The sequence below is a fragment of the Novosphingobium sp. NFX11 genome, assembly GCF_057376415.1.
This window is the reverse complement of the sequence record NZ_CP080384.1, coordinates 3,102,303-3,114,491: the sequence shown is the minus strand read 5'-3', so window position 1 is coordinate 3,114,491 and position 12,189 is coordinate 3,102,303. Positions and strand designations below refer to the sequence as shown.

Here is a 12,189-nt window from a genome sequence, read left to right as displayed (position 1 = left end):
TGGCCCCGTGCGCGTTAGCCGCACCGGAGAAAAGCACCTATGACAATCCGCACGATTCTTGTCGACGACGAGAAACTCGCAATCCAGGGTCTGCAACTGCGGCTCGAGAAGTACCCCGACGTCGAGATCATCGACACTTGCGCGAACGGGCGCGAGGCGATCCGCAAGATCAAGACCGAGAAGCCAGACCTCGTCTTCCTCGACATCCAGATGCCCGGCTTCGACGGTTTCTCCGTCGTGAAGGGCGTGATGGAGATCGAACCGCCGCTGTTCGTCTTCGTCACCGCCTACCAGGAACACGCCGTCCGCGCCTTCGAGGCGAACGCGGTGAACTACCTGATGAAGCCGGTCGACGAGAGCAAGCTGGACGACACCCTCGCCCGTGTGCGCCAGCGCCTTTCCGAAAAGCGCAGTTCCGAGGAAGCGGAGAAGCTCAAGACCGTCCTCGCGGAAGTCGCCCCCGACGCGGTGGATCACATGCCCGAGGAAACCGACCCCAACGCCGACCGCTACGAAAAACTCATCAACATCAAGGATCGCGGCCAGATCTTCCGGATCGACGTGGACTCGATCGAGCACATCGAAGCCGCCGGCGACTACATGTGCATCCGCACCGCAGACAACTCGCTGATCCTGCGCGAGACGATGAAGGACCTCGAACGCCGCCTCGACCCGCGCGTGTTCCAGCGCGTGCATCGCTCGACGATCGTGAATCTCAATCAGGTGCGTCAGGTGAAGCCGCATACGAACGGCGAATGCTTCCTCGTGCTCGATTCGGGCGCGCAGGTGAAGGTTTCGCGTTCATATCGGGACGTGATCGCGCGGTTCGTTCACTGAGAATTGAAGGGTAGAAGCAGGGGAGCATAGCCCCCTGCACCCCCAGTACCGTCGTCGTCGTGCACGCCGCTTCGTGGGGTGCTGACCTCAACCTTCGTCATTGCGAGCGTAGCGAAGCAATCCAGGGCGGCCTTCAACTGCTCTGGATTGCTTCGCTACGCTCGCAATGACGAAATGAGTTGGAGGCGCCGCAGGCTATGTGATCTCCCATCCATCACCCCAGACGCCGCTGCACGCGCGACGACGACAGTTCCGGGGTCTGGGGCAATGGCCCCAGGACTTCCCTTTTCTTCACTCGACAACCTGCAGATAAAGCGCAAATAACCCGGCCATGACCCAGTTCGCGCTTCCGGCTTTCGACCTTACCGCATTCGTCACCGCCACCCTGGCCGAAGACCTTGGCGAAGGTCTTCCCGGCGGCGGCCGTGACGTCACTTCGGAAAGCGTGATCGACGCCGACGCGAGGTTCTCCGGCGTGATGGATTCGCGCGATGCGATCACCGTCGCGGGCCTGCCAATCGCAGCGGCGTTCTTCCGCCAGCTCGACCCGGCGATGGAGATCGAGATTCTCATCGAGGAAGGCGCGCGGGTCGCTCCCGGAACGCAGTTGATGCGCCTGACCGGCAACGCCCGCGGCATGCTGACGGCTGAGCGCAGCGCGCTCAACACCGTGCAGCACCTGTCGGGCATCGCCACGATGACCCGCGAGTACGTGGACGCCATGGCCGGGCACGCGACCCTGCTCGACACCCGCAAGACGATCCCCGGCCTGCGCCATTTGGAGAAGTACGCAACCCGCATGGGCGGCGCGCAGAACCACCGCATGGGCCTGTGGGACGCGGCGATGATCAAGGACAATCACGTCCTTGTCGCCGGCGGTGTCGGCCCGGCGGTGGCCCGGGCGAAGGCGGCGGGCGTGGCGCAGATCATCTGCGAGGTCGACCACCTCGACCAGATCGAGCCGGCCATCGCGGCAGGCGCCCATCACCTGCTGCTCGACAACATGGGACCGGACGTGCTGCGCGAGGCCGTCGCGCTGGTGGCGGGCCGGGTGCCCACCGAGGCATCGGGCGGCGTCAACCTCAGGACCATCGGCGCGATTGCCGCCAGCGGCGTCAGGTACGTATCGGTGGGCCGCCTGACCCAGAGCGCCCCTGCCGCCGACATCGGGCTGGACTTCACGCCCCTGTGAGCCGGGTCGTAAAGCTGGCGGCCGCCTTCATAGCGGCGCTGACCGTGCTTCCGGCTCCGGCGCTGGCACAGGCCTACCAATGCTCCGTCCCGCGCCAGATTGCGCCGGTGAAGCCACTGACACCGGATGGCCCGATACGCCGCACGGCGATCGCGGGCTACACGCTGTCCGCCAGCTGGTCGCCCGACCACTGCAAGACCAGCGGCGATACCCGCTCGATGCAGTGCAACCGCGCCAGTGGCCGCTTCGGCTTCATTCTGCATGGCCTTTGGCCTGAAGCGGCGCGCGGTCCTTCCCCGCAATGGTGCGGGGCGCAGACCGTACCGTCGCCGCAGGTCCTGCGCGAGAACTTGTGCATGACGCCCTCGCCCGGCCTGCTCGTGCACGAGTGGGCGAAACACGGCAGTTGCATGGTCGCCAGCCCGCAGAAGTATTTCCGCGTCAGTGCGATCCTGTGGCGCTCGATCCACTGGCCCGACGCCGATCGACTCTCCCGCAGGCGCGACCTCACGGTGGGCGACCTGCGCGAGGAATTCGTCGCGGCGAATCGGGGCTGGCCGCGCGAGGCGGTGGGGGTCCAGATCAGTCGCACCGGATGGCTGCGCGAGGTTCAGCTTTGCTACGGCAAGGATTTCCGCCCAGCGCGGTGCGGGGCGCGGCAGTTTGGTCCGGCCGATTCAGCTCCGCTGAAGATCTGGCGCGGGTTATAAACGTCGTCCCGGACTTGATCCGGGACGACGTTTATCGTTTGGCCCGGAAGAACCCGCGCAGCATCTCCGCCGCCTGCGCCTCGCCGATCCCCGCATAGACCTCGGGCCGGTGCAGGCACTGCGGGTGCTCGAAGACCCGCGCGCCATGCTCCACCGCGCCGCCCTTGGGATCGGACGCACCGTAATAGACCCGCGCGATCCGGGCCTGAGCGATCGCCCCGGCGCACATCGCGCAGGGCTCCAGGGTTACCCACAGCTCGCACCCTTCCAGCCGTTCGTTACCGAGAAGCCGAGCAGCCGCGCGAATCGCCTCGATCTCGGCATGGCTGGTGGGGTCGTGGCGTTCGCGCGGGGCGTTGCGGCCGGTGGCGATCACACGGCCGTCCTTGACGATCACCGCGCCGATGGGCACTTCGCCGGAATCGGCAGCAGCCTGCGCCTCCTGCAGGGCAAGCGCCATGGGTTCGGGAAGAGGCCAGCGAGTCATTCGTCCGCGCTAGCCCTTCAAAAACCTGTGTGCAACTTGACCTTGGGTAGGGGAATCGGTAAGGGCGCGCCTTCCCGTACTTAACGGCAAGCAATTTTCGAGCGAGAAAGACTATGTCCCGCATCTGCGAACTGACTGGCAAGGGCCGCCAGGTTGGCTGCAACGTCAGCCACGCGAACAACAAGACCAAGCGCGTCTTCCTGCCCAACCTCCAGAACGTCACCCTGATGTCGGAAGGTCTGGACCGCAGCTTCAAGTTCCGCGTCTCGACGCACGGCCTGCGTTCGGTCGAGCACAACGGTGGCCTCGACAACTGGCTGCTGAAGACCTCGGACGCCAAGCTGTCGCCGCGCGCCGCCAAGGTGAAGCGCGACCTCAAGAAGACCCAGGCCGCCTGATTGCCTGCTCCTCCTGACGGGGAGCGCATCGGGAATACGGGTTTTGAAAAAGCGTGCGAAGCTCTGCTTCGCGCGCTTTTTCGCGTTCTATTTGGATTCTTACTTCGGCCAGGGCAACTGCTTCGGATCGACCGAAAGCTTCCACAGCAGGGTGCGCTGAAGCACCCGCATCGCATTGTCGTCCGACATCAGCCACACGGTGATCTCGTCCGTCAGGCCGGGGCACCGCCGCGATCGCCTCGAAATTGTCGACCGGCAGAACGGAAGCTAGCGAGGCAAGAGGCACCGAGTGCCAGACCTTGCCCGGCCGGATCAGGGCGGTGTCGGCAATGACGATCCGCCCGGCGAATCGCATCGGCAACGGCCAGATAAGCCGTCGCATCAGGATCAGTGCACGTCCGTCGGGTAGTAGAGTCATGTCGACGACCGAAAAGTTGTCTGGCCCATCGAAGAAAAACTTCCGGGGATTCGGATGCTCGATCGGATCGCCCGAGAACAGCACCGCTTCGTGGAGACGAGGTTCACCCAACGAAGGCGGTATCTCCCGGATCGCGACGAATCGCCCGTCCGGAAGGCGGGTCATGGCTTCGGCACCGGTATTGATGCCCCACAAAGCCATGGCGCGGGGAGCGACCTGGTCCGTTTCTTTCAGGATCGGGGAAAGCCGGACAATTCTATTGCTGCCCTCAAGCGCGGCCCAATAGCGACCGGTGGCAGGATCGGTCGCGACGGATTCTGACGTCCCGACCCGCTTTTTCCTCTCCGGAAGAACTGAACATCAGCCACAAAGCTCGCGCTTTTACCGACCGTTCGCCAGGAGGGGCGAAGTAAAGAGCCCCGCCTGCATCGCTAAAGGCAAGAAGCCTCCCGCCCGGCTTCGCCACAAGGGCCGAATAGCCCGCTACCCTGGGATTCTTCGATCGATATTGCCAGGCTGATTCCATTCGGAATGGACCGAGGTAACGTGCAAGGATCTTATTTGACGGCAGGACCTGTCGCTCGACTTCCAGGCCCGCTATCGGGGTATGCCCGCCCGGCGGCACGGCCGTCCGCCCCCAGGTCACCCATAAAAGCGGAACGGCGAGGGCCAGGAGGGGAATGCTGCGGCGCACCAAGCGTGCTTAGGTCATCTTTGCGGAATGGCAACCGGCCGTTCGACGATCAAGTCATCGGCCCTGTGAACAACAGCGGATCCAGCCGCACGTCATTCCATTTGATCGACCAGTGCAGGTGCGGCCCAGTGGCGCGGCCGGTCATGCCGATGCGGCCGATTATCTGCCCTTGCTTCACATGCTCGCCTTCCTTCACGAGGATTTCGGAGCAGTGCAGGAACGCGCTGTTGAGGCCCATGCCATGGTCGAGCATCAGCAGGTTGCCTTCCAAGGTGAAGGGTTTCTCCGCCGCCAGAATCACGACGCCGTCCGCCGGAGCCACGAAGGTCGCCCCGCTGCCGCCCGGTGCGAGGTCCAGGCCGGAGTGATAAGCACCGGGCTCTCCGCGATAAATGCGCTGCGAGCCGAAGCGGCCGGAAATGCGCGCCTTGATCGGCCAGACGAAGCGCTGCCGCCAGCCTTGCGCGTCATTGACGAGGGCACGCGCCGCCTCGATCCGCGCAAGTTCGGGGCGACGCAGCGCCATGAACGCCTCGGATGGACCGCCGGGCTTGCGGGGGATGTTGACGTTCTCGATCTGCCACGCGCGCGGCGCCACGGAGAGACGCTGCTCGCCGAGCGTGCCGTTGGAATAGGATATGCGCAGTACCGCCTGAGGCCCGGCATCGCGGTCGAAGGCGACGAACCAGCCACCGTCAGGCGCCACCTTCACCGGATTGCCGTCCAGCGAGAGCGAGCGCACTCCGGCGGGCAAAGTCCCGCGCAGCCAGCCGCCTTGCGTCAATTCGCCAACGAACGGGAGGGTCACGGCGCGCGGCGGCGCGGCCGGGGCCACCGGCGCTACGGGCTGTGCGGCGCGCAGGGCCACAAGCGGCAGCGACACGGCCGCAGCGACCGCGATCACCGCCAGCGATACGAGCCCCTTCACGCGGCGCGTCATGGTGGCGGGCTCAGACCTGTCCGAGGAGACGTTTCGTCGCGATCTCGGCGGTCGCGTAGGCTTCCTGGCGCTCGACGCTCCAGTAACGGAGGGTTTCGAGCGAAATCTGCTCGCCGGTTACGGCGCACGTGACGTAGTGGCCCGGGCTGAGCACGCGAAAGCCGTTCGGGCCGTAAGCGAGCTTGGCGGGGCGGTCTGCGGAGGACATCAACATGGGCCTGATCCTAGCAGAGCCGCCGCCTCAGAACAAATCGCCCTGTCGTGGTGGGCTTGAAGACTGTCGCGCGGGCTTGGCCGGTGCTGGCCGCGGCGTGGCGGCCTCGGTGCCCTCTCGCGTGGTGACCGGCAGTTCGCCGTCGCGGAACTCTATCACCAGACTGCCCTCGCGCTCCGCCGCTTCGCGCGTGGTCAGCGCGGCGCCCGAAGAGGACTTCACCAGCGCGTAACCGCGCTGCAGCGGCAGGCGCGGGTCAAGCTGTGGCAGCACCCGGTTGACCGGGGCGAGGGCGTCGCGCGCCAGTGTCCAGCGCCGTTCGAGCAGGCGCGGCGTGAGGCCGATGCGCGCCAGCCGCTCGTCACAGACCTGCACGCGGTGGCGCAGCAGCGGCAGCGACAGACGGCCCGCGACCTGTTGCAGCGAACGCCCCTTGGCGGTGGCGCGGTCCTGCAGGCCCCGGCGCAGGCGTTCGGACAATTCGTCCAGCTTCTGGGCCTTGGCGGCGAGGATCGCCTCGGGTTTGGGCAGGCGCTGGACACGCGCCTCAAGCCGCTCGCGGCCGAGCACCACCGGGCGCAGCGCGCAGCGGCGCATCCGCAAGCCCATCTCGTCGATCTGGTTCACCAGTTCGGCACGCACCGGCACCGCCATTTCCGCAGCGGCGGTGGGCGTCGGCGCGCGGCGGTCGGCGGCATGGTCGCACAAGGTCGTGTCGGTCTCGTGCCCGACCGCCGAGATCACGGGGATCGTCGAATCGGCGACGGCGCGCACGACGATCTCTTCGTTGAAGCTCCACAAGTCCTCGATCGAACCGCCGCCGCGCGCGACGATCACGAGGTCGGGGCGGGGAACCGGCCCGCCGGGCTCGATGGCCGAGAAGCCGCGCACCGCGTTCGCCACTTGCGCCGCCGCGCCCTCGCCCTGCACCAGCACCGGCCAGACCAGCACCCGGCTGGGGAAGCGGTCGGCCAGACGGTGGAGGATGTCGCGGATCACCGCGCCGGTGGGCGAGGTGACGACGCCGATCACTTGCGGCAGATAGGGCAGCGGCCGCTTGCGTTCAGGCGCGAACAAGCCCTCGGCGGCGAGGCGGGCGCGCAGTTTTTCGAGCAGCGCCAGCAGCGCGCCTTCGCCCGCGATCTCCATCGTCTCGATGACGATCTGGTATTTCGAGCGGCCGGGATAGGTCGTCAGCTTGCCGGTGGCGATGACCTCGACGCCATCCTCGGGGCGGAAGGCGAGGCGCTGGGCGCCGCCTTTCCACATCACCCCGTCGATCACCGCCTTGTCGTCCTTGAGCGCGCAGTAGAGGTGCCCGGAGGCCGCGCGCTTCACGCCCGACAGTTCGCCGCGCAGGCGCACGAAGCCGAAGCGGTCCTCCACCGTGCGCTTGAGGAGATCTGAAATCTCGCTGATCGAGAGCGGCGCGGCGTTGTCCCCGGCCGACTCCTTCGCTACCAGCCCCCCGAACGACCGTCGTTGTAATCATCGTCGTAGAATTGATCGGAAGGCACGGGAAATGAACATCCTGCTACTGGGCTCGGGCGGCCGCGAACATGCGCTGGCCTGGAAGCTGGCGCAATCCCCGCGCTGCGATACCCTGTGGGCCGCCCCCGGCAACCCCGGCATTTCGGGCCTCGCGACGTGCATCGACCTCGACGCGACCGACCACGCCGCCGTGCTGGCCTTCTGCGAGGTGAACGTCATCGGCCTCGTCGTCATCGGCCCCGAGGCGCCGCTGGTGGACGGCCTTGCCGACTCGCTGCGCGGCGAAGGCTTCGCGGTGTTCGGCCCCAGCAAGGCAGCGGCGCAGCTCGAAGGCTCCAAGGGCTTCACCAAGGACTTGTGCGCCCGCGCCAATATCCCGACCGGCGGCTACGAGCGCGTCTCCAGCGAAGCGGCCGCAATGGCCGCACTGGCCAGGTTCGGCGCCCCCGTCGTCATCAAGGCCGATGGCCTCGCGGCGGGCAAGGGCGTCACCGTGGCGATGACCATGGACGAGGCCGAAGCCGCCGTGCGCGACATCTTCGCCGGGCGCTTCGGTGAAGCGGGCGCGGAAGCGGTGATCGAGGAATTCCTCGAGGGCGAGGAAGCCAGCTTCTTCGCGCTGACCGACGGCTCCACCATCGTCCCCTTCGCCTCGGCGCAGGACCACAAGCGCGTCGGCGACGGCGATACCGGCCCCAACACCGGCGGCATGGGCGCCTACAGCCCGGCCAAGGTGCTCACCCCCGAACTGCAGGCCGAGGCGATGACGAAGATCATCGCGCCGACCGTGCGCACCCTCGCCAACGAGGGCATGCCCTATTCCGGCGTGCTGTTCCTCGGCCTGATGCTGACCGCCAAGGGGCCGCAGTTGATCGAGTACAACTGCCGTTTCGGTGACCCGGAATGCCAGGTCATCATGATGCGGCTCGAATCGGACCTCGTCGAACTGCTGCACGCCTGCGCCGAGAACCGTCTTGCCGCGATCGAGCCGCCGCGCTTCTCGGACGACGTCGCGCTGACGGTGGTGATGGCCGCCGACGGCTACCCCGGCACCCCGGCCAAGGGCGGCGCGATCCGCAACGTGGCCGAGGCCGAGGCGGAGGGCGCCAAAGTCTTCCACGCCGGCACCGCGCTGAAGGACGGCGAACTGGTCGCCAGCGGCGGGCGCGTGCTGGCAGTCACCGCCCGTGCGGGTAGCGTGACCGAAGCGCAGGCCAAGGCGTATGCTGCCGTCGATGCCATCGACTTCTCCACCGGCTTCACCCGCCGCGACATCGGCTGGCGCGAAGTGGCGCGCGAAAAGAGCCATGCTTAAGCACGCCGACCCGATCCTGAAGCTGTGCCTCGCGCTCGGCGCCCTGATGGGCGGGGCGGGCGTGGGGTACTACTACGGCATCTACCTGCCCGCGCAGGACATCCACCAGCAGACGCTGGCGATGGCGGAGAAGCAGTCGAAGGCCGCCGAGCAATCGCGCGCACTGGCCGAACGCGCGCGGCGGGAACAGGAGGCCCAGGCGGCCTACGACCAATGCACGGATCTGGCCGAAAGCGCTTATCGCCAGCGCTGGACGCAGGCCTGCCAGGCGATGCACGACGCCGACCAGGCCGCCTTCGACGACTGCGCCGACGACCTGTTCAGCACCCGCAGCGGCTGCCTCGCCAAGCACCCGATCCGCCCGGCGCAGGACTGCGCGCTGCCTTCGCAGGCGGCGCAGTCGCTGTCGGCGGCGCGGGATCAGAGGAAGGCGCAGTGCGCGGGCCAGTTGCAGGCAGCGCAGCGGAGTGGGCAGTAAAACGTCGTCCCGGACTTGATCCGGGACCGCTAGCCGTGAACAGCCTTGCCATCGACGGGGCGCCTCGGCGATGGCCCTAGCCTAAAGACAGCCACCGGTCCCGGATCAAGTCCGGGACGACGGTTCCACCTCGCCGTCCACCAGCAGCTTGACCACCATCGCCAGCCGCTTGGCATCCTCGCGTGCCAGATGTTCCTTGGGGAGCAGGCGCTTCGCCTCTTCCAGCGCGGCGACCACCTGTGGGCGCGAATAGCCGCCGTCCTTGAGGAATTCGCCGAGGTAGTACACCGGAAACGGCAACTTCGCGCCCACCGCCTGACACAGCACTTCGAGCCAGAATTCGTCGAGATCGGCGTCCGCATAGACCGGGCACCCGGCCACGAATTCGGCCATTTCCGCCAGAACCTGCGCGGGTGGCAGGCCCTCGTCGTCGAGCATCTGCCGGCTGATGCCGTGCAGCGCCTCGGCCTCGTCCGACCAGTCCCAGTAGCGCCAGGCCTCGGCGGGCTTGATGAGCCAGGCCCGGTTCGAGCCGTCGATCCGCGCCACCGCGACTTCGATGGGATAGGACTGCCCATATTCGGGCAGGCAGCTCGCTTCGAAGTCGATCAGCGCGGGACAGCTCAAACCGGGTATCTCCTTACATACGTGCAGCGACGAAGTCCGCGAGGTCACACTCAGGACGTGCGCCGTAGTGCGAGATGATCTCGCTCGCGCAGATTGCGCCCATCTTGAGGCTTTCCTCAAGCCCCTTGCCGCGCACGTGGCCGTAGAGGAAGCCCGCCGCGAACAGGTCGCCCGCGCCGGTGGTGTCGACCACGCGCTCGATCGGCTGCGCGGCAACTTCGGCACGCTCGCCGCCCGAGAGCGCCACGGCGCCCTCGGCGCCCTTGGTGACGACCAGCACCGCAACCTTGGCCGCCAGCATCGCGATGCCGTCCTCGAACGAAGACAGGCCGGTCAGCGTCGCCAGCTCGGTCTCGTTGCAGAAGAGGAGGTCGATCAGGCCATCGTCGATCAGCGACAGGAAATCGCCGCGGTGCATATCGATGATGAACGATTCCGACGGCGTGAAGGCGATCTTGCGGCCGGCGGCGCGCGCCGCCGCGATCGCCTTGCGCATCGCCGCGCGCGGCTCGACCGGGTCCCACAGGTAGCCTTCGAGGTAGAGCACGGCCGCCTCGGCGATCGTCGCGTCGGCCACCATGTCGGCGGACAGCAGGTGCGAGGCGCCGAGGAAGGTGTTCATCGTGCGCTGGCCATCGGCGGTGACGAAGATCAGGCAACGCGCGGTCGGCGTCTCGCCGGCGCGGGCGGGAACGTCGAACTCGATGCCACCGGCGCGGATGTCATGAGTGAAGACCTCGCCCAGCTGGTCGTCGGCGACCTGGCCGATGAAGCCGCACTTGGCGCCCAGCGCGGCGAGGCCCGCCAACGTGTTGGCGGCCGACCCGCCCGAGACTTCGCGGGCCGGGCCCATCGCGTCATAGAGGGTGCGGGCCTGATCGCCGTCGATCAGCTGCATGCCGCCGCGCACCAGGCCGAGTTCCTCGATCTGCGCGTCCGAGCAGTTGCCGATGACGTCGATGATGGCGTTGCCGATGGCGATGACGTCCAGACGGGGTTGCGTCATGGGGTGGGTAAGTCCTTCAGTGGAGGCCGGAAACAGGTCCGGGAATTTCGATTGCCCGAGCGACTAGCGCGCGGCCGGATGCGCTGCAAGGTGACGCAGGTTTACACGGTTGACACGGTCCAGAGGGAAAAGGTGTCACCTTGCGGCGATTTTGAGCCATTTCGGGCCCGAAAGTGTCACCTTGTAAGCCCCGATGTGTCACCTTGTGCCGCAAAGGTGTCACCTTGTGCAGGCGATGTGTCACCTTGCAGGCGCAAAGTGTAACCTTGCGCGCGGCGCAAGTTGACAGGTGTGGCATGGGGGAAATCCGAAACATGGCGTCAGGATACCCGGGCCCCGCACTTGTAGGAAAGCCGCCGTTCCCCGCAGGTGCAAGCGCTCCGGGCGCTGGCCCGTTGACTCGGCCGCGCCGCCGGGCGATGCCGCAGGCGATCATGAGCACGACGTCTTCCCCCTGCAGCCCCGCTTCCTTCTTCCGCTCGGTGCGGCTGCGCTGGCGCTTGCCCTGTCGGCCTGTTCGTCGACCGGCGGCAGCGTGGCGAGCACGCCCGCGCCGCCACCCGGCAAACGGATCAAGGGCGTCCCCGTCACCCGCCAGCCGACCCGCGCCGCACCGCGCGACGCCGCCGTGCAGATGGCGCCGGGCCTCGAAGGCGTGATCGGCGCCAACCAGGGCCAGCTCACCCGCATGTTCGGGGAGCCCCGCCTCGACGTGTGGGAAGGTGACGCGCGCAAGCTGCAGTTCACCGGCACCGCCTGCGTGCTCGACGTGTTCCTCTATCCCAGCACGACGTCGAAAGAGCCGCACGCCACCTACGTGGAAACGCGGCGTTCCTCGGACGGGCAGAACGTGGACCGGGCGGCGTGCGTGGCGGCGCTGCGACAGAGGTGAGGATCGGTTCTGCCGATGCCCTTATTCGTGAAGTGTTTCAGGGCTACCCCGGGATTGGGTGGTGACTTGCGATCACCCCACCCTGACCGCTCAGGCTGATTTGGGTGGAAAGTGTACTTTTCCCGATAGGCTTCGTCATCCTGAACTTGTTTCAGGATCCATCGGGCGGTTGGTGCCGGTGATATTGAGTCGCAAACTGCTATCTCGGTTTGCTGATCGGGAACCTGAACTATCGGCTTGATGGACCCTGAAACAAGTTCAGGGTGACGGTGGGTTTGGGTGGATAGTTGCCGCTCCGCCGAAGCGTTACTGCTTCCTCGAGCGCTTGATTGCTGATGTGAACAGGCTGACCGAGACGATTGCGAGCGCAAGGCCGAGCATCGACCCAAATGCGCCCATGGTCGCTTGGGCAAATAAGGCCAGAACAAAAGCTAAGCAGCCCGCTGTGACCGAAACGCTAATTGGATAATTGTCTAAACCTCGCATGCCG

The 12,189-nt window shown here is 66.6% G+C and carries 12 protein-coding genes and 2 pseudogenes; 7 read left to right on the top strand and 7 right to left on the bottom strand.

Annotated elements, in window-relative coordinates:
- Positions 1-39 precede the first annotated feature (39 nt).
- The 3 genes from KZO24_RS16015 (at position 40) to KZO24_RS16005 (ending at position 2,739) form a co-directional block, all read left to right on the top strand.
- On the top strand, positions 40-837 hold the full coding sequence (locus KZO24_RS16015) for a LytR/AlgR family response regulator transcription factor (RefSeq protein ID WP_271182646.1): 798 nt from the start codon (positions 40-42) through the stop codon (positions 835-837).
- A gap of 331 nt (positions 838-1,168) precedes the next feature.
- The gene (gene nadC, locus KZO24_RS16010) at positions 1,169-2,029 is read left to right on the top strand and encodes a carboxylating nicotinate-nucleotide diphosphorylase (protein ID WP_271182645.1); all 861 of its coding nucleotides are present in this window, start codon (positions 1,169-1,171) and stop codon (positions 2,027-2,029) included.
- The gene (locus KZO24_RS16005) at positions 2,026-2,739 is read left to right on the top strand and encodes a ribonuclease T2 family protein (protein ID WP_285019603.1); all 714 of its coding nucleotides are present in this window, start codon (positions 2,026-2,028) and stop codon (positions 2,737-2,739) included. The genes nadC and KZO24_RS16005 overlap by 4 nt, the downstream gene beginning before the upstream one ends.
- Before the next feature lie 31 nt (positions 2,740-2,770).
- On the opposite strand, the gene KZO24_RS16000 is transcribed toward KZO24_RS16005, so the two are convergent.
- Entirely contained in the window at positions 2,771-3,226 is a 456-nt protein-coding gene (locus KZO24_RS16000; RefSeq protein WP_271182642.1) for a nucleoside deaminase, read from the bottom strand.
- Between the two features lie 113 nt (positions 3,227-3,339).
- On the opposite strand from KZO24_RS16000, the gene rpmB reads away from it, so the two are divergent.
- Complete coding sequence (gene rpmB, locus KZO24_RS15995; protein WP_008831830.1) at positions 3,340-3,624, top strand: 50S ribosomal protein L28; 285 nt, start codon at positions 3,340-3,342, stop codon at positions 3,622-3,624.
- Here rpmB and KZO24_RS15990 read toward each other — a convergent pair.
- The 4 genes and pseudogenes from KZO24_RS15990 to xseA form a co-directional block, all read right to left on the bottom strand.
- Positions 3,602-4,303 (bottom strand): annotated as a pseudogene (locus KZO24_RS15990) (esterase-like activity of phytase family protein); the annotation flags it as partial. The gene rpmB and the pseudogene KZO24_RS15990 sit on opposite strands and share 23 nt — an antisense overlap.
- A gap of 482 nt (positions 4,304-4,785) precedes the next feature.
- Positions 4,786-5,676: a M23 family metallopeptidase gene (locus KZO24_RS15985; protein ID WP_271182641.1), complete on the bottom strand. Its 891-nt coding sequence runs from the start codon at positions 5,674-5,676 to the stop codon at positions 4,786-4,788.
- A gap of 10 nt (positions 5,677-5,686) precedes the next feature.
- On the bottom strand, positions 5,687-5,890 hold the full coding sequence (locus KZO24_RS15980; RefSeq protein ID WP_008830887.1) for a DUF2093 domain-containing protein: 204 nt from the start codon (positions 5,888-5,890) through the stop codon (positions 5,687-5,689).
- Positions 5,891-5,917: 27 nt separating this feature from the next.
- A pseudogene (gene xseA / locus KZO24_RS15975) lies at positions 5,918-7,407 on the bottom strand (exodeoxyribonuclease VII large subunit).
- A 5-nt stretch (positions 7,408-7,412) separates the two neighbouring features.
- Between xseA and purD the strand changes: the two are divergent.
- Both purD and KZO24_RS15965 read left to right on the top strand, forming a co-directional pair.
- A complete protein-coding gene (gene purD / locus KZO24_RS15970; RefSeq protein ID WP_271182639.1) occupies positions 7,413-8,696 on the top strand; it encodes a phosphoribosylamine--glycine ligase in 1,284 nt (427 codons plus the stop codon).
- Positions 8,689-9,174 carry a hypothetical protein gene (locus KZO24_RS15965; protein ID WP_271182638.1) on the top strand — a complete coding sequence of 162 codons (486 nt, stop codon included), beginning with the start codon at positions 8,689-8,691 and terminating at the stop codon, positions 9,172-9,174. The genes purD and KZO24_RS15965 overlap by 8 nt, the downstream gene beginning before the upstream one ends.
- A gap of 105 nt (positions 9,175-9,279) precedes the next feature.
- Here the strand turns inward: KZO24_RS15965 and KZO24_RS15960 are convergent, their stop codons facing one another.
- Together KZO24_RS15960 and KZO24_RS15955 are read right to left on the bottom strand one after the other, a co-directional pair.
- A complete protein-coding gene (locus KZO24_RS15960) occupies positions 9,280-9,801 on the bottom strand; it encodes a 3'-5' exonuclease (protein ID WP_271182637.1) in 522 nt (173 codons plus the stop codon).
- Positions 9,802-9,814: 13 nt separating this feature from the next.
- Positions 9,815-10,807, bottom strand: coding sequence for an adenosine kinase (locus KZO24_RS15955; protein WP_008830882.1), 993 nt, complete (start codon positions 10,805-10,807; stop codon positions 9,815-9,817).
- 289 nt (positions 10,808-11,096) lie between these two features.
- On the opposite strand from KZO24_RS15955, the gene KZO24_RS15950 reads away from it, so the two are divergent.
- Positions 11,097-11,699, top strand: coding sequence for a hypothetical protein (locus KZO24_RS15950; RefSeq protein WP_486486582.1), 603 nt, complete (start codon positions 11,097-11,099; stop codon positions 11,697-11,699).
- The last annotated feature ends 490 nt before the right edge of the window (positions 11,700-12,189 follow it).